Here is a 16,600-nt window from a genome sequence, read left to right on the forward strand (position 1 = left end):
GTGTCCCGGGTGCTCAACGACCATCCGAGTGTCAGCCCGTCGACCCGGGAGCGGGCCTCGCCGGCGCGCAGCAGGACCGCCGCCGCCTCTCCGGTAGCGCCGCACACGATGTTGAGGCACCAGTGGACGCCGAAGATGAAGTAGACGTAGGCGTGGCCGGCCGGGCCGAACATCACCTGCGTGCGCGGCGTCGGGCCGCGGTGGGCGTGGGAGGCGGGGTCCTCACCGGTGCCGGCGTACGCCTCGACCTCGGTGAGCCGGATCGTCACGCCGTTGGCGGACAGTTGCCAGCCCAGCAGCGACCGAGCCGTCTCCGCGATCGACGCCGCTGGGGCCCGCATCCACGCATAATCCACCGGTACAAGCTACTTCCGCAGTACCGCCAAGGCGTCGGACCAGGCGACAAGCTGGTCGAGCGTCGCCGTGAGCGCGTCGAACTGGTGCGCGCCCGGGGTCAGCGTCGTGAACTGCTCGAAGTCGGTGTAGAACGACAGCGCGACCTGCGAGCGGACGGTCGCCAGCTGCAGCTCCGCCGCGATGAGCCGCAGGTGCTCGACGGCCCGGGCGCCGCCGACGACGCCGTAGCTGACGAACCCGGCCGCCTTGTTGTTCCACTCCGCGTAGAGGTAGTCCAGCGCGTTCTTCAGCACGCCGGTCGTGGAGTGGTTGTACTCCGGGGTCACGAACACGTAGCCGTCGAATGACGCGATCCGCGTCGACCACGCCCGGGTGTGCTCGTTGGCGTACTGCCCAGCCGACGCCGGGATCGGCTCGTCCAGGTGCGGCAGCGGGTAGTCGGCGAGATCGACGATCTCGAACTTCGCGTCGCTGCGCTTGGACGCCTCGGCGTGCACCCAGTCGGCGACCTGCCGGCTGTACCGGCCGGGGCGGACGCTGCCGACGACGATGGCGATCTCTGTCATGAAGACGCTCCTCAGGAAACGGGTGGTGCTTGACGAACCGAGGAGCAACGGCGCGATACTGCAAATTCCCTATCGGAAATACGCACTTTAAGGTAACCGGCCATGACCGATACGTGCCAGGACGACGAGCTGCGCGCGGTGCTGCGCGGGCTGCTCACCACCATCGGCGACAAGTGGACGCTCGCGGTGGTCGCCGTGCTCGTGCAGCAGGAACAGCGGTTCACCGCGATCCAGCGGCAGATCGACGGCATCTCGCACCGGATGCTCGCCAAGACGCTGCACGACCTGGAGCGCGACGGGCTCGTGTCGCGCACCGCGCACGCCGAGATGCCGCCGCGGGTGGAGTACGCGCTGACACCGCTCGGGCGCACCCTGCTCGACCCGGTCGACGCGCTCATCCGCTGGGTGGACGAGCACGGTCACACGGTGCTGCGCAACCGGACTACGGCCGGATGAGCGCCAGCCGCCGCACCATCTCGTCGACGGCCTCCTCCACCGGCGGCCACGGGAAGCCCGGCACGAACTGGCGCATGACGACCGCGCCGTGCAGCGACGTCCACAGGGCGGTCGCGTCGGCGAACGGGTCGGTGCTGGCGGAGCGGCCGGCCTGCGCGCAGGCGGTGAGCCCGTCGACCATGACCATGAACGACTCGGTGCGCCGGCGCCACTCCGGCGGGAGGTCGGCGAGGCGCTGGGCCGAGGTGACGACCGGGCGGTTGGCCCGGCGGCGGCCGAAGAGGACGGTGTACCGCGCGGGCTCGTCGAACCCGAACCGGACGTACGCCCGGCAGCCGGCGAGCAGCGACTCGACCGGGTCGTCGAGCTCGGCGACCGCGGCGAGGACGTGCTGGCGCAGGCGCTCGAAGGCGATGTCGAGCACGGCGTCGAGGATCGCCTCGCGGTCGGCGAAGTGCCCGTAGATCGACGGTGCGGCGATGCCGGCCTCGCGGGCGACCGAGCGCAGGGTGAGCGCGTCCTCGTTCCCCTCGCGCTCCAGGATCCGCTCCGCCGCGGCGACGATCTCGTCGCGCAGCAGGCCGCCCTCACCACGACGGTTGCGGGTGCGGCCACCGCTGGCCGCACCCGACGGGTCCGTTGTCATGCGCTTCATCATGCCGTGCTGGCAGCCAGGACAGCCGCGGCGGGAGCAGGGGCGGGAGCCGGGGCGGGAGCCGGGGCAGCGACCCGCGGACGGACCAGGATGACCACCAGCGCCATCGCGAAGGCGATCGCCGCCGCCACCAGCGCCCCGCGGTCCATCGCCGAGGTGAACGCCGCGTCCGCCGTCGACAGCACCCGCTCGGCGGCCGGGGCCGGGAGCTGCGCCGCCACCGCGTGGGCGGTCGGCAGGTCGGTGCCGGCCGGGCCGAGGTCGGTGCCGACGCCGGACCGGTAGGCCGAGGAGACGACCGTGCCGAGGACCGCGATGCCGAGGACCCCGCCGAGCTCGCGGATGACGCTGTTCAGCGCGCTCGCCATCGAGGTGTACTGCACCGGCACCGAGCCGGAGATCTGCAGGCTGGCCGGCGCCATCATCATGCCCATGCCGAGGCCGATCACGCCGGTACCGATGGCGATCTTCCAGAACGGCGTCGTGACCCCGGTGGTGGCCAGGTCGAGCAGGCCGGCCGTGGCCAGTAGCAGGCCGACCGCGAGGGTGGCCCGCACGCCGATGCGGGCGGACAGCGGCGCCGACGTCGCCGAGGTGAGCGCCATGGCGACGGCGAACGGCATCGCGCCCAGGCCGGCGACGAGCGGGGTGAAGCCGTGGACCAGCTGGAGGTACTGCGACAGCTCGAACAGGGTCCCGAAGAGCACGAAGAACACCACCGCGAGGGACAGCGCGGCGACGAGGAAGGTGCGGTTGGCGAACAGGTCGAGGCGGACCAGCGGCGACGCGGCCCGGCGCTGCCGGAGCACGAAGCCGGCGGTGAGGAGCAGCGCCAGGGCGAACTCCCCGAGCGTCAGCGCGTCGGTCCAGCCGCGGGACGGCGCCTGGATGACGGCGTCGACCAGCGCGGCCACGGCCGCGGTGGACAGCAGCGCGCCGATGACGTCCAGCCGCCCGGTCGACACCGCGGGCACGGCCGGCACGAGGTACAACACGGCGATCAAGGCTCCGGCGACCAGCGGCACGTTGATCCAGAACGCGCTGCTCCAGGAGTAGTGCTCGAGCAGGGCGCCGCCGGTGACCGGCCCGATGAGCACGCCGATGCCGGCGGCGGCCGACCAGGCGCCGAACGCCTTCGGGCGCTCCGCGGGCGGGAAGATCCGGGTGATGATCGCGAGGGTCGCCGGCATGACGAACGCGGCACCGAGCCCCATCACCGCGCGCCAGGCGATGAGCTGCCCCGGCGAGTCGGAGAGCGCGGCGATCGCCGAACCGCCCCCGAAGACGGCCAGGCCGCCGATCAGCGCCCGGCGCGAGCCGATCCGGGCGCCGATGGTGCCGGCGAGGATCAGCGCCGAGGCGAAGACCAGCGTGTACGCGTCGGTGATCCACTGCAGGTCGGCTGTACCGGCCCGCAGCGCGTGGGCGAGGGACGGCAGGGCGGTGTTGAGGACGGAGTTGTCGAGGGTGACGGCGACGAGCGTCAGGCTCAGCACCGCCAGCGCGGCCCACCTGCGCGGGTACTCGGACATGACCGGGGCTCCTTACGGACGTTTGTTTACGCCCGTAAGGTTAGGCCCGTCAGTTAACAGCTGTAAAGTCAGTCGAGCTCGATCCATGCTGTGGCCGTGGTCACCTCGTCGAGCAGCTCCGGCACCGGCGTCACGCCGATCCCCGGGCCGCCGGGCACGGCCACGTGCCCGCCGTCGAGGACGAACGGGGCGGTGATGTCCCGGGCGTAGTAGCGGTTCGAGGCGGAGGTGTCGCCGGGCAGCGTGAACCCGGGCAGCGCGGCGAGCGCGACGTTGGCGGCCCGGCCCAGCCCGGTCTCGAGCATCCCGCCGGCCCACACCGGCACCCCGGCGGCGGCGCAGACGTCGTGGATGCGGCGGGCCTCCAGGTAGCCGCCGACCCGGCCGGGCTTGACGTTCACCACCGAGCACGCGCCGAGCGCGATCGCGTCGGCCGCCGCGCGGGCCGAGGTGATCGACTCGTCGAGGCAGACCGGCGTGCGCACGATCCGGGCCAGCTCGGCATGGCCGCGCAGGTCGTCCTCGTCGAGCGGCTGCTCGATGAGCAGCAGGTCGAACGGGTCGAGCCGGGCGAGGTGGCGGGCGTCGCGCAGCGTGTACGCGGTGTTGGCGTCGACCTGGAGCAGCACCGCGTCGCCGAAGCGCTCCCGCACCGCCCGCACCGGCTCGACGTCCCAGCCCGGCTCGATCTTCAGCTTGATCCGCAGGTAGCCGGCGTCGAGGTAGCCGGCGACGGCGTCGAGCAGCTCGCCGATCGAGTCCATGATGCCGACCGACACCCCGGCCGGGACGCGGTCCTTGACCGCCCCGAGGTACGCGCCGAGCGACATCCCGGCCGCCCGCAGCTGGGCGTCGAGGACCGCGGTCAGCACGGCGGCCTTCGCCATCGGGTGGCCCTTGAAGCGGGCGAACCGCGCCTCCAGCACGTGGGCGTCGACGTCCCCGCCGCCGATGACCGGGGCGAGGTACCGCCGGATCACCTCGGCGGCCCCGTCGACGTACTCGGCGGAATAGAGCGGCGCCGACATCGCGACGCACTCGCCCCACCCCTCGGCCTCGCCGCCGACCGCGCGCACCAGCAGCACGTCGCGCTCCCGTTCGACCCCGAACGAGGTGCGGAACGGCGCGACGAGCGGCATCGCGATGCGCCGCAACTCCAGCCCGGTGAGCTTCACGAGGGCCTCCGTAACAGGTAGCGCCCGTCGCGGGTGATGCCCTCGACCCGCCAGCCGCCGGCCAGCCGGTCGGTGAGCGCGGACCGCACGGCGTGCCGCCAGCGCAGCGCCAGCCCGCGGTCATGCCCCCGCAGGGCCTCGACATCCTCCGGTACCGCCACCGATATCTCCTCCTCGTCCACTGTGGACTCGATCGGCCCGCCGTCCGGGCCGGCCGCCACCGCCGCCACCGCCCGCGCCGGGTCGACCTCGGCCGGCGACCCCTGGGCGGCGGCCACCACGTGCGGCGCGTCGAGGCGCCACTCCACGTAGAGGCGGTCGCTCAGGTCGCCGCGGTTGATGCCGTCGGTCATCGGCCCGTAGAACTCCGGCAGGTACCCGGTGACGGTGACGCCGAGCTTCTGCAGGTTGAAGTACGCGTTGCGGAGGATGAGCGGATCGTACGTCCAATGGACCTCGGACACGCCGCGATCCAGCGTCCAGGCGCGCTGATGCTGCTTGAGGGCGAACCCGACGCCCTTGCCCAGCCGGCCGGGCGTCACCCCGGCGACGAACGAGTGCAGGTGCGCCCGGCCGTGGCGGAACCCGAAGAAGCCGGTCGCCGCGCCGATGAGCTGCCCGTCGCGGTAGGCGCCCGCGACGTACTCGCCGGCGTGCGCGTAGGTGCGCAGCAGCGACGCCGCCGCGATCTCGGCCGGGTGCTCGGCCCGCCAGACCTGTTGCAGCAGCGCGGAGGCGGCCTCGCACTCGTCCATCGTGGACAGTTCGGCGACGGTGACCCCGGCGCGGGCGGCGGCCTCGGCCGCGGCGTCGAGGGCGCTCATCGGCCGATCGCGCCGGCGAGCGCGCTCACCAGGGCGGCCCGGTCGGGCAGGCTGGACAGCTCGATCCACTCACCCTCGGCGTGGGCGTTGCCGCCGACCGCGCCGAGCCCGTCGAGGGTCGGCACGCCGATGCCGGCGGTGAGGTTGCCGTCGGAGCCGCCGCCGACCGCCTCGCCGACCAGCGGCGGCAGGCCCTGCCCGGCGACCAGGCCCTGGGCCAGCGCGAACAGGGCGGCCGACGCCGAGTCGGGCATCGCCGGCCGGGCCGGGCCGGGCTCGAGATGGACCTCCGCGCCCGGCAGGACCGGGGTCAGGCCGCGTAAGGCGGCGTCGACCCGGGCCAGCTCCTCCGGGTCGAAGGAGCGGGCGTCGACGCTGACCCGGGCCGACGCGGGGACGGTGTTGCTGGTGGTGCCGACGGTGGCGTCGGTCGGGGTGACGGTGGTGGTGCGCTCCGCGTCGCCGAGGGCGGCGATGCGCACGATCTGGTGGGCGAGCTCGACACCGGCGTTGACGCCGAGGTGCGGGGCAATGCCGGCGTGCGCGGCCCGGCCGGTGACCCGCACGGTGTAGTGCGCGATCCCCTTGCGGGCCAGCTTCAGCCGCCCGCCCGCGCTGCCCTCCAGCACCAGCGCGCCGGCCGCGCCGCGGGCGGTGTCCTCGATGAGCGCCGTCGAGGTCGGCGAGCCGATCTCCTCGTCGCTGTTGGCCAACACCGTGATCCCGTCGAGGTCGCCGCCGAGTGCGTGCAGGGCGTGGAACAGCATGACGATGCCGGCCTTCATGTCCACCACGCCCGGCCCGGTCGCCCGGTCACCCTCGGCGGCGAACGGCCAGCGGGCCAGGGTGCCCAGGGGCCAGACGGTGTCGAAGTGGCCGATGAGCACCACACGCGGCGTCCCGCCCCCGAACCGCCAGCGCAGGTGCGGGCGGCCACCGGTCACGATCCGCTCGGGCGCCTCCCCGGTGCACCGCCGCCCCAGCTCGGCCACCACGTCGGCGCAGCGGCCGACAGCGTCGACGTCGGCCGAGGGCGACTCGACGTGGACCAGCTCGGCGAGGTCGTCCAGCATGACCGGAGCCGCGGACCGCAGCTTCTGCAAGGCGCTCATACTGCCACCGTAGCTGTTGGGTAGTGTCGGCCCAGTGTCGCGCAACTCTTCGGCGGGTGGGCCGGTGCTGCTGCTGACAGCGGTGCTGCTGGCGGCCTGCGGCCACCACGTCGAGAGCTCACCGCCCCCGCCGCCGGCGGCCTCCGCCGACCCGGGCGCGCTCGTCGAGGCGCACACGGCCCGGGTCTCGCGCGACGGGCCCTATCGCGACCCCACCGATCACGAGCGGGCGCAGGCCCGCGACGCGGTCCGGCTGCTGCTCGACCGGCCCGACGACGGGGCGGCCCTCGGCGCGGCGTTCGGCGCGCTCGGCTACACCGCGGCGGAGGGCGCCGACCCGGCGACCGGCCGGCCCTACCGGATGTTCAGCATGAGCCCCACCGAGGAGCCGGCCTGGGGGATCCTCCTCGTCGACCGGTCGGCGCCGCCGAGCGTCGTCATCGAGGTACCGCATCCGGGCTTCGACACCAACACCGACAAGCTCGGCGTGGCCGTGCAGCGGCTCGTCCCCGGGGCCGTCCTCCTGGTGGCCGGCGCCCACCGCGCCGCCGCGGGCGGGGCGGCCGACGTGGCGCACAACAGCGCGTCGGCGTTCCACGTGCTCGCGACGGCGTTCGCGGAGCGCGGCCTGCCGCAGGTCCAGCTGCACGGCTTCGCCGACAAGAACCTGCCCGAGGCGCAGGTCGTCGTGTCGACCGGCGCGGGCGCGCCGACCCGGCTGGCCCGCGACCTGGCGACCGGCCTGGAGCAGGACGCCGGCATGGTCGTGTGCCGGGCCTGGGACCAGCGCTGCGGCCGGCTCGAGGGCACCGAGAACGACCAGGGCAAGGCCGCGGCGGCGCTCGGCGCCCAGTTCATCCACCTGGAGCTCGGCTGGGTGATCCGCCGCGACCCGCAGCAGCGCGCCGCGGTCGCCCGCACCCTCGCCGGGCTGCTCGGCTAGACGCGGCGCGCCGTCCGCCAGCGCAGCGCCCAGTAGCCGGTGCCGTCCAGCACCGACTCGCCGGCCAGGTCGCCCATCGTCGGACCGTTGGCCTGGCTGCGGCTGGAGATGAACCGCTGGTGCCCGCGGTCGTCGACGCCGAGATAGATACCCATGTGCTCGATGTTCGCCCCCTGCACCGGGCCGGCGTTGAAGAACAGCATGTCGCCGGGGAGCAGGCGCTCGAGCTCCCGGGCCCGCTTGCCGGTGTTGGGCATCAGCAGTACCCCTGGGCCCATGCTGGCGATCGCGTGCGCCTGCCGCGGCAGCCCCCCGCCGGGCTGGTTGGCGCCGCGCAGCGGGTAGCCCATGCGGTACCCGTAGACCATCCGCACGAACCCGGAGCAGTCCAGGCTGTACAGGTGGGTCGGCGACGGCTTCTCCTTGACCCCGTCCGGGAACGTCCACGACATGCCCAGGTAGTCGTAGAAGTCGGAGTTCTCGGCCCGGCCGTCCGGGTCGATGTCGGACAGCGGGCCGAAGGCCGCGTCCCCGCTGAACTGCACGCCCTTGTCGTCCTTGCGCGGCGGCGCGCCGTAGGTGTACTCCAGCGCGGTGGCGAGCAGGTCCGGCTTCGGGTCGGTGAGCGCCGCGGCGAACCAGGCGGTGAACCACGGCTCCTTCTCGGCGCCGGCCCGCCACTCCTGCGGGGCCATCCGCACGTACGTGTCGTTCTCGATCTTGGCGTTGGTGAAGCGCGGCTCGGCGAAGACGCGCACCGGCCCGGCCAGGTGCCCGGTCCGGGCGCCGTCGGTCATCACGGCGATGCGCTTGCCGGAGCGGTCACTGATCTCGGTGCGGGGCGGGTCGGTGTACCGCCGGTACGTGTAGCCGTCGGGGTTCGCCTCGGCGGCGGCCGCCGCCTCGCCGCCCAGGCTGATCTCGGCGATGCCCGGCTGGGCCAGCCGGACGGCGCTGTAGGCGATCGCGGTCGCCCCGACGATGAGCACGAACGCGGCGGAGGCGATACGGGCGGCGCTCCTGGTGTACGTCTGCACGGCGGACGCCCCTCAGGTGACCGGGACGAGCCCGGCGACGATGCCGCTGAACGTCACGCCGAACGTGATGGCGGTGACGATCGTCGTGGCCAGGATGGTGGCCGGCGGCGGCTGGCGGACGAGCTGGTAGGCGATGAGCCCGGGGGCCACGAAGCCCAGCGTCTGGTGCGCGAACAGCAGCGGCAGGTCGCGCTGCACGATGACGAAGAGCGTCAGTTGCAGGAAGACGCTGAGCAGCACGATGGCGGCGAAGAGGCGCTTGCCGTACAGGATCACGTACTTGCGCAGCAGCACCGTCAGGTAGTAGGTGACCACGGTCATCACCACCACGATCGCCGCCTGCAGCGGGTCCTCGATGAGCGCGAGCGCGATCCACCCGGGAGTGATCATCCCGCCCGGTGAGAGGTTGGTGGTCAGGTAGCACAGCAGCGCGAACACGAGCCCGATGCCGAGGCATGCGGTGGCGAGCTGGGCGCTCAGCTCCCCTCCGAAGATCATCGATGCACCCTTCTCGGTGGCGGGTTCCGTACGGGCGAGCGCCGCCCCGGCACGGCGGGTGCCTGGGCGGCGACGCGGATCATGGGCGGCAGCTCGCGCCGAACGTCGTCGGGCGACCAGCTCGGCAGGGCGGCGAGCTCGTGGAGGAGCACCTCGCCCTGGCCGTGGATGTTGCCGACGGCGACGATCGACGAGTCGGGGCCGGTCGCGGCCATGACGCCGTCGAGCAGCTCCTGCGGCGACAGCCGGCCGCCGAGGTCGACGACCCGGTCCTGCAGCGCCGGCGGGACGGTGGTGCGGGCGCTGCGGGTGGGCTCGCCGATGATGACGATCCGGTCGGGCTGGATCTCGCCGCACATCGTGCCCATCTGCCCGTTGCGCTCGACGCGGTCGGGCCGGCAGTTGATGACGACGGTGAGCGGGCGGGCGATGAGGCGCTGCCGCTCGAGCTGCCGGATGTTCATGAGCGTCGATTCCGGGTCGTTGGCGGCGAACACGTTGGCGAACCGGATCCGCTTGCTGCCGCCGGCGACCCGGACCACGGAGAGCACGCCCGGGTCGGGCGGCGCGTCCCACATCCCGGCCAGCGCGCTGCGCCGGTCGACGCCGAGCAGCTCGGCGACGGCGAGGGCGATCGCGACGTTCTCCTTGAAGGTGATCCAGCCGAAGCCGGCCATCTCGGCGTCGCTGACCGACTCGGGGTCGACCGCGATGAGGCGGCAGTCGCGCTTCGCGGCCTCCTTGCGCAGGATGGCCAGCCGGTCCCGCTCGGCGGTCACGCACACCCCGCCGGCCGGCATCGACAGGCTCAGCGACCGGGCGACGTCGTCGAGGGTCGGGCCCATCTCGGCCAGGTGGTCCTCGCGCACGTTGCACAGCACGCCGATGGTCGAGCGGATGAGCTTCGTCTGGTTGATCTCCTGGAGGGCCGGCATGACGGCCATGCACTCGATGACGAGCGCGTCCGGGTGGTACGTGGCGGCCCGGCGCACGATGCCGATCTGCTCGACGACGTTGGCGATGCCGAACTTGCGGTGGACCGGCTCCTCGCTGGCGTCGGGGAAGATGAACCGGGCGGCGGTACCGGTGGTCTTGCCCACGACGAGCAGGCCGCCGCCGCGCAGCGCGCCCGCGCAGAGCCGGGTGATCGAGCTCTTCCCGCGGATGCCGTTGACGAGCACGCGGTGCGGAATCTTCGCCAGGTTGCGGTAGTGGTTGCGCTGCTCGACGACGCCGGCGATGACCAGGGTCAGGCAGCACAGGCTGAAGATGACGTAGAGGTACAGCATCGGGTCAGACCTTCGTCCGCTGGCGGGGGAACTTCGGCATGACGGCGGTGTAGTCGTCCTCGGAGCCGCGCAGGCGGATGGCGCCCCCGAAGCGGGCCGACCCGGTGTGCCGGACCTGCCGGCAGATCTCCAGGCACATCGCGATGGCGCCGATGTCGTCGTGGCGCTGCGGCGGGACCGGGTCCTCGAACGAACCCGCGACGATCCGGTCGGCGCGCGCGGCGAGCCGGCGCAGCGGGTAGACGAAGACGAAGTACTGCCAGGCGAGCGTGAGCGCCACGACGCCCACGACGATGCCGGCCATGAGCAGCGTCCAGCGGTTCATGACGGCCTGCGGCAGGCGCAGCGACACCGGGTTGCGCTCGACCACGACGACCCACTCCAGGTGGGCCACGGTCGGCGGGCTGTTCAGCCCGGCCGCGGCGAGCAGGGCCGGCTGCCCGCCGGTGGTCTGCTTCCCGCGGACCGTGCCGCCCGCGAGCGCGTCGATCGCCACCGCGCGGGCGGCGGTGCCGGACAGCGGCTCGAACGCCTTGTAGCCGGTCGAGTCGAGCACGGTGCGCAGGTTGGCGTCGGCGACCCGGGCCCGGCCGTCGACCTGCCGCACGACGCCGAGCAGGTAGTCGATGTCGAACTCGCCGACGACCGCGTAGCCGTTGTCGGCGACCCGGAAGGCGTAGATGACCGGCAGCCGCTGCACTCCCGGGTCGATGCGCACGCCCGCCTCGCCGGGCAGCGGCTGCGCGGTGCGCAGCGAGTCCCGGCCGGCCGAACGCACCACGGCGCCCTTGGGGTCGACGAGGTACAGGCCGCGGAACCGGTACTCCTCGGCGAGGCCCTGCTTGAGGACCGGGTCGAACGCCCCGGGCTCGGTCCGGGCGTTGGCGAGGCTGATCCGCGAGACGGTCTGCATCCCGCTGTCCAGGGCGTTGCCGAGCACGGCGCCGACCGCCTCGGCGCGGCTCTCCTCGTCGTAGTACAGCTGCTCCGGGATGGCCGCCTGCGGGGCGTGCAGGGTGTTGACCACCGCGACGGCCGGCCAGACGAGGGCGACGACGGCGGCCACCGCGAGGCCCTGCATGGCCGTGGGCCGCCAGCGCCGCCCGCGCAGGCCGGCACCGGAGACGACGGCGAGGGCCTGGGCGATGCGGTAGGCCTCGGCGATGCGCAGCGAGCGGCGCTGCACGGTCGGCGCGCCGCACGCGTCGGCCTTGGCCTGGCGCAGCAACTCCTGCAGCGGCCCGACCAGCGACGTGCGCATGAGCGCGAAGCTCGCGACCGCGACGGCCAGCAGGGTCACGGCGAGCAGCAGCCCGTGACCGAGCGACGTGCCCTCGGTGACCACGGCGGTGATGACCGACACGACGACGATGCCGGTGTCGCCGATCGGCGCGGCCGAGACGACGAGCTGCCGGTCGGTCCACTCCTTGACCGCGACGGCCCGGCTCTCGCTGCGCTCGGCGCGGGCGAGGCCGCCGACGGCCTGCCGCAGGTGCGCGGTGTCGACGGCGCCGATGCCCTGCATGAGGGTCATGCTGCCGTCGGGGGTGACCATGAAGACGCCGTGCCGGGCCTCGGGGTTGAGCCGCAGGTTGCGCATGAGCAGCGGCTGCTGCACGACCATGGTCCGGGTCGCGTCGAGGGCCGCGACGCGCAGCAGCGCCGGCCCGTCGCTGGTGGTGACCGGCAGGGTGGCGTCGGCGGGCAGCGGGTTGGGCAGCAGCTCGAGCGGGATCGCGACGCCGTCGGCCGTGACCGGCTGCCGGGTGGCGGTCTGCACGATGGCCGCGCCGTTCCAGGTCGTCCGGTCGCCGACCAGCCGGGCGAGCACGTCGGCGTCGGGCGGGACCGGCGCGCGGCGCACGGCGGCGATGTCCCGGTCGAGCTCGGTCACCGCGCGGCCGGAGCTGATGCTGATCGTGCGGGCGACCTTCACCACGAGGTCGCGCTGCGAGTCGTGGACCGCGGCGGGGACGCCGCGGTGGTCGTAGACGGCGAAGCCGAGCACGCCGGCGGCCGCGACGACCATCATCACGACGAGGAACACCAGGGCGGGCGCGCTCGACCCGGCGGGGAACCCGGCGGCGGGCAGCTGCTGCTCGAGGGCGCGGCGCCGCCAGGCGATGAGCTCCGCGGGTGGTACGTCGCCCACGACGGCACCACCCCAACTCCGCGTCGTCACCGGATTGCCTCAAGATCGCGGCGACTGTACCAGCGGCGGCCGCTCCCGCGCGGACTCGCGGTGCGGCTGCGGCGGGTGGACGGGGCGCTACCGGGTGTGCTGGCCGGCGGCGGCCCGGAGCTGGGGCCGGGGCCGGCGGCCTGCGTCACGGCCGCGCGCACGACGAGCCCGTCGGTGCCGGCGCCGCGGGTCAGCAGGTGGCCCTGGATCCGGTCGACGGCGGCCTCGTAGATGCGCCGGCGGCCGGCGGGCACGCCGGGGTCGGCGAGGGCCCGCTCCAGGTCGACGACCCGGATGTCGGGGTTGAGGTCGACCCAGGTCGGGATGGCCTCGACCGCCGCGACCTTCCACCGCTTGGCGGTGCCGGCCGGGGTGAACGTCACCCGCACCATGGCGCCGTCGCGGTTCTGGTTGACCGGCTCCTCGTGGCGGGCGATCTGGTTGCCCAGGCCGTAGACGATCCACTTGCCGGACTGCTTCTCGACGGGCTGCACGACGTGTGCGTGGTGGCCGAGCACGACGTCGACGTTCGGCAGCGCGACGACCGCGCGGGCCCAGGTCTGCTGCTCGACGTCGGGCTCGTGCTCGTACTCGGTGCCCCAGTGCAGGCTCACGACGACGATCTCGGCGCCGGCGGTGCGGGCCGCGGCGGCATCGGTCTCGATCTTCTTCGGCTCGATGAGGTTCGCGACCCAGTCCTGCCCGGCGGGGCGGCTGAGCCCGTTGAAGCTCTTGGCGTAGCTCAGGTGCGCGACCTTCACGCCCTTGACGTCGTAGATCTTGGGCTTCTTCGCCTCGTCGGCGCTGCGATAGGTGCCGCTGTGGCCGAGTCCCGCCTGGTCGAAGGCGTCGAGGCTGCGCTTGATCCCCTCGTACCCCTGGTCGATCGAGTGGTTCGACGCCGTCGAGCAGCCGTCGTAGCCGATCGCCTTGATCGCGGGCACGACCTGTGGCGGGACGCTGAACTTGGGGAACCCGATGAACGGCCCGTCGGGCGCCGCCAGCGGCGTCTCCAGGTGACACAGCGCCAGGTCGGCGGCGGACACGGCCGCCTTCACACCCGCGAGCATCGGCGCGAAGTCCATCGTGCCGCCGCCGTCGCGGCGGGCCTGGTTCCACAGGTCGGGGTGGAGCAGGATGTCGCCGGCGCCGAGCACGCTGACCGACCGGCCGGAGACGGAGACCGGCGGCCCCATCGGCCGGGGCACGCTCGGCTCCGCCGCGGACGCCGTGGACCAGGGCCCGATGCGGTAGACGGCGGCCCCGGCGACGGCCAGCACCACGACGGCTCCGAGAACTCCCCACAACGGGCGGCGGTTTCCCGTGGGTTCGGTACGCACCGCGACAGGCTAGTGAACGAGTCGACAGCCGTTCGGGCACGCCCCGGTCAACCAATCGGTCATCGTCGCTGCATGGTCACCGTGCGGCGTAATGCAGGATGACATTGTGCACATGCTGGGTCTTCTCGACCCCGCGCAGCTCGACCTCGTAGGTGTGCGTGCCGACGTGCACGGCGATCGATCCACTGCTGAAGAAGCTGCCCGCCCACGACTTGTTGCTCACCACGGACACGGCGGTCACCTTGCCGTAGGGAATCGACGTGATGGCCACCCGTTTGCCCACGAACGAACGGTCCTGCAGGATCACCCGCTTGTCGGTGAGCCCGACGAAGCCGGTGCCCACGCCGACCGCGTCGTAGACCGCGATGACGCTCTCGCCGGGCAGCAGCCCGGACACGATCTGCTCGTACTGTTCCCGGCGGTCGTACTTCACCTGCTGTGCCATGCCCACCAACGTAGGCGGATGCCGCAAACGGCGCTCAGACCGGCAGCTTGCCCTTGCCGAGCCCCTTCAGGCTGGCCTTGACCTTCGTCCGGTACGACACGACCGCGAAGCAGCGCGCCGTGCGGTCGCCGGCCGTCCACTGGGCCTGCGAGATGCCGTCCCAGGTCACGCGGATGTCGCGGCGGGCGCTGAGCTGGTTCTCGGTGAGGCCGAGCAGCGACGCGGCCCGGCCCCAGCACTTGTTCAGCAGGGTGCCCTCCATGACCTGGTCGCTCGGGAACTGCCCGTCCGGCATCGTCGCGAGCCCGGCGTACTCGGTGTCGTGCGGCTGGGCGCAGTCGATCGCGGTGATCGCCGAGATGCCGTCGATGAAGCCCTCCGCACCCTGGGCGCCGACCTGGTCGAGGCAGCGCAGCGCGAGCGGGGCGGCGCCGGACAGCCCGTCGCGCAGGGTGCCGGAGCGGATGATCGTCGAGGCGCGGGTCACGTCGCTGATGACGAACGCCGCGCAGGTGTACGAGCGCAGGCCGCCGTCCCACTGCGCGTCGGTGGGCATGAGGACGTGGATGCCGAGCAGTCCGTTGTGCCAGTCGCCGCCGACGTAGGCGGTGACCGCCCTGCCGCACTCGGCGAACGCGGCGCGGTTCGCCTCGCTGCCCCACTCCGGCGGCTTCGAGCCGGCGGCCGCGGTGCCGGTGACGGTGCCGGTCAGGACGGTCTCGAGGGAGTGGCCCCGGTCGCATTCGATCGGCGTCGTGCGGTACCAGCGAGGCTCGAAGGCGAAATGTGCGCTCGCGTCGAGGCATGTGCCGGCGCTCGGCACGAGGAACGCCGGCTCGGCGAGCGGGGCCCAGTCGTCGACGAGGTTCCCGTCGGCGCCGGCCGGGCGGGCGGTGCAGGCGGCCAGCGCGATGGACGCGCAGGCCAGGAGCGCGGCGACGCGCAGGAGGGCCCGTGACATAGTTGATCAACATCGCAGCACCCCGGCCGGGCGTCAATGGACCCCTCGGACGATGGTGTGGCGCCCATGGGTCATGCTGGATGGCGAAGACCACCCCGAGGAGGACGCAGTGCCGATCCTGTTCCGCAAGGCGATGCGAATCGGCCCGCTCGTGCTGAACTTCACCCCGAAGGGGTTCTCCTCCTGGGGCCTGAAGATCGGTCGCTGGTCGTGGAACTCGCGCACCCGCGCCCACCGCTACGACCTGCCCGGCCCGTTCTCCTGGCGCAGCAAGGGCAAGCGGAGCTGACCCGCCTGCCCCGGCCGGCTGCCTAGAGGCGGTAGAAGTCGGTGTAGTGGTTCGGCGAGTACCAGGTGGCGCCCGTGCTGCGGTTGATGATGATGCGCTTCGCGTCGCGGGCCGCCCCCTGGTTGCGGGGGATCACGTCGTACTCGTAGTAGGTCGCGTTCGCCGGGAGCTCGCCCTCCCGGTTGTAGTAGCGGCCGCCCGCGAAGTTGTACTTGCCGGCGGGCCACTGGTACCAGGCGCGGGTCGTCGGGAAGCCGAGGCTGCTCCAGCCCGAGCGGGCGGCCCGCGCGTCGGCGCAGCCGGAGATGGTGCACGAGGAGTAGACCGACGCCTGTGCGGCGTCGACGGGGCCGGTGAGCAGGCCGGCGACGAGCACGGCGGCGACGGCGAGCCGGGACAGCAGACGGATCACGCAGGCCTCCAAGAGGATCGGTGAGCCTCAATCCTCTTGGAGAGACATCGACGTATGGAAGATTACTAGTTAACAGGTACCGCCGCGATATGTAACGTCGCGACCGGGAGCTTGCGGGGGTCGACGCTCCACTCCTGCGCCTTGGCGAAGACGTCGTGCTCGTCGACCAGGTCGTCCTCGGTGCCGCGGAACACGTCGGAGAGATCGCCGCGGTCGGCTCGCTCCCAGCGCTGCGTCAGGGTCCCGCGGTGCGTGGCGAAGTACTGCACCTCGGTCTCCAGCTTGGCCGACAGGCCGGCGGCGGGGTGCTCGCCGAAGAGCCAGCGGCCGGCGACCAGCACCCAGCCCGCGATCGGCCCGGTGACGACGACCCGGTCGTCGGTGAAGTGGGCCAGGTCGAGGCCGGCCCGCACGTCGACCTCGCCGAGGTCGCGCAGGCCGAGCGCCGCCATGACCGGCTCCGGGTCGTCCGCCCGCACGGCCAGCCAGCTCATCTTCGGCCCGAACCCAGCTGCTGCTGTCATCAC

At 73.0% G+C, this 16,600-nt stretch carries 19 protein-coding genes; 3 read left to right on the forward strand and 16 right to left on the reverse strand.

Annotation, left to right across the window (positions count from 1 at the left end):
- Nucleotides 1-341: DNA-3-methyladenine glycosylase (locus ABZS66_RS17370; protein WP_354758649.1), on the reverse strand; the 341-nt coding region annotated here is incomplete at its 3' end.
- A gap of 24 nt (nucleotides 342-365) precedes the next feature.
- Entirely contained in the window at nucleotides 366-923 is a 558-nt protein-coding gene (locus tag ABZS66_RS17375; protein WP_354758651.1) for an NAD(P)H-dependent oxidoreductase, read from the reverse strand.
- Nucleotides 924-1,025: 102 nt separating this feature from the next.
- Here ABZS66_RS17375 and ABZS66_RS17380 point away from each other — a divergent pair, with 102 nt between their 5' ends.
- Nucleotides 1,026-1,379: a helix-turn-helix domain-containing protein gene (locus ABZS66_RS17380; protein ID WP_354758653.1), complete on the forward strand. Its 354-nt coding sequence runs from the start codon at nucleotides 1,026-1,028 to the stop codon at nucleotides 1,377-1,379.
- On the opposite strand, the gene ABZS66_RS17385 is transcribed toward ABZS66_RS17380, so the two are convergent.
- From ABZS66_RS17385 to ABZS66_RS17405, 5 genes are all read right to left on the reverse strand, one after another.
- Nucleotides 1,366-2,025 (reverse strand): TetR/AcrR family transcriptional regulator, encoded by a 660-nt coding sequence (locus ABZS66_RS17385; RefSeq protein WP_354758655.1) that lies wholly within the window; start codon nucleotides 2,023-2,025, stop codon nucleotides 1,366-1,368. The two genes, ABZS66_RS17380 and ABZS66_RS17385, sit on opposite strands and share 14 nt — an antisense overlap.
- 8 nt (nucleotides 2,026-2,033) lie before the next feature.
- Complete coding sequence (locus tag ABZS66_RS17390; RefSeq protein WP_354758657.1) at nucleotides 2,034-3,566, reverse strand: MFS transporter; 1,533 nt, start codon at nucleotides 3,564-3,566, stop codon at nucleotides 2,034-2,036.
- Between the two features lie 68 nt (nucleotides 3,567-3,634).
- Complete coding sequence (menC, locus tag ABZS66_RS17395; protein WP_354758659.1) at nucleotides 3,635-4,741, reverse strand: o-succinylbenzoate synthase; 1,107 nt, start codon at nucleotides 4,739-4,741, stop codon at nucleotides 3,635-3,637.
- Nucleotides 4,738-5,565, reverse strand: coding sequence for a GNAT family N-acetyltransferase (locus tag ABZS66_RS17400; RefSeq protein ID WP_354758661.1), 828 nt, complete (start codon nucleotides 5,563-5,565; stop codon nucleotides 4,738-4,740). Before ABZS66_RS17400 ends, menC begins: the two co-directional genes overlap by 4 nt.
- Entirely contained in the window at nucleotides 5,562-6,677 is a 1,116-nt protein-coding gene (locus ABZS66_RS17405; protein ID WP_354758663.1) for a M20/M25/M40 family metallo-hydrolase, read from the reverse strand. Before ABZS66_RS17405 ends, ABZS66_RS17400 begins: the two co-directional genes overlap by 4 nt.
- Nucleotides 6,678-6,741: 64 nt before the next feature.
- Here ABZS66_RS17405 and ABZS66_RS17410 point away from each other — a divergent pair, with 64 nt between their 5' ends.
- Nucleotides 6,742-7,620, forward strand: coding sequence for a hypothetical protein (locus tag ABZS66_RS17410; protein ID WP_354758665.1), 879 nt, complete (start codon nucleotides 6,742-6,744; stop codon nucleotides 7,618-7,620).
- On the opposite strand, the gene ABZS66_RS17415 is transcribed toward ABZS66_RS17410, so the two are convergent.
- From ABZS66_RS17415 to ABZS66_RS17445, 7 genes are all read right to left on the reverse strand, one after another.
- The gene (locus ABZS66_RS17415) at nucleotides 7,617-8,657 is read right to left on the reverse strand and encodes an NlpC/P60 family protein (RefSeq protein WP_354758667.1); all 1,041 of its coding nucleotides are present in this window, start codon (nucleotides 8,655-8,657) and stop codon (nucleotides 7,617-7,619) included. The genes ABZS66_RS17410 and ABZS66_RS17415 overlap by 4 nt on opposite strands.
- 12 nt (nucleotides 8,658-8,669) lie before the next feature.
- The gene (locus tag ABZS66_RS17420; protein WP_354758669.1) at nucleotides 8,670-9,155 is read right to left on the reverse strand and encodes a poly-gamma-glutamate biosynthesis protein PgsC/CapC; all 486 of its coding nucleotides are present in this window, start codon (nucleotides 9,153-9,155) and stop codon (nucleotides 8,670-8,672) included.
- Nucleotides 9,152-10,444: a poly-gamma-glutamate synthase PgsB gene (gene pgsB, locus ABZS66_RS17425; protein WP_354758671.1), complete on the reverse strand. Its 1,293-nt coding sequence runs from the start codon at nucleotides 10,442-10,444 to the stop codon at nucleotides 9,152-9,154. Before pgsB ends, ABZS66_RS17420 begins: the two co-directional genes overlap by 4 nt.
- A gap of 4 nt (nucleotides 10,445-10,448) precedes the next feature.
- A complete protein-coding gene (locus ABZS66_RS17430) occupies nucleotides 10,449-12,596 on the reverse strand; it encodes a HAMP domain-containing protein (RefSeq protein ID WP_354758673.1) in 2,148 nt (715 codons plus the stop codon).
- A gap of 26 nt (nucleotides 12,597-12,622) precedes the next feature.
- A complete protein-coding gene (locus ABZS66_RS17435) occupies nucleotides 12,623-13,966 on the reverse strand; it encodes a CapA family protein (RefSeq protein ID WP_354758675.1) in 1,344 nt (447 codons plus the stop codon).
- Nucleotides 13,967-14,042: 76 nt separating this feature from the next.
- Entirely contained in the window at nucleotides 14,043-14,411 is a 369-nt protein-coding gene (locus ABZS66_RS17440) for a PH domain-containing protein (protein ID WP_354758677.1), read from the reverse strand.
- 34 nt (nucleotides 14,412-14,445) lie between these two features.
- Nucleotides 14,446-15,372 (reverse strand): septum formation family protein, encoded by a 927-nt coding sequence (locus ABZS66_RS17445; RefSeq protein WP_354758679.1) that lies wholly within the window; start codon nucleotides 15,370-15,372, stop codon nucleotides 14,446-14,448.
- A gap of 109 nt (nucleotides 15,373-15,481) precedes the next feature.
- Here ABZS66_RS17445 and ABZS66_RS17450 point away from each other — a divergent pair, with 109 nt between their 5' ends.
- On the forward strand, nucleotides 15,482-15,661 hold the full coding sequence (locus ABZS66_RS17450) for a DUF4236 domain-containing protein (protein ID WP_190253140.1): 180 nt from the start codon (nucleotides 15,482-15,484) through the stop codon (nucleotides 15,659-15,661).
- Nucleotides 15,662-15,683: 22 nt separating this feature from the next.
- Here the strand turns inward: ABZS66_RS17450 and ABZS66_RS17455 are convergent, their stop codons facing one another.
- Entirely contained in the window at nucleotides 15,684-16,073 is a 390-nt protein-coding gene (locus tag ABZS66_RS17455; RefSeq protein ID WP_354758681.1) for a ribonuclease domain-containing protein, read from the reverse strand.
- Nucleotides 16,074-16,138: 65 nt separating this feature from the next.
- Entirely contained in the window at nucleotides 16,139-16,597 is a 459-nt protein-coding gene (locus tag ABZS66_RS17460) for a hypothetical protein (protein WP_354758683.1), read from the reverse strand.
- Between the last annotated feature and the right edge of the window lie 3 nt (nucleotides 16,598-16,600).

It is taken from the genome of Dactylosporangium sp. NPDC005572, assembly GCF_040605515.1.
Classification (GTDB): Bacteria; Actinomycetota; Actinomycetes; order Mycobacteriales; family Micromonosporaceae; genus Dactylosporangium.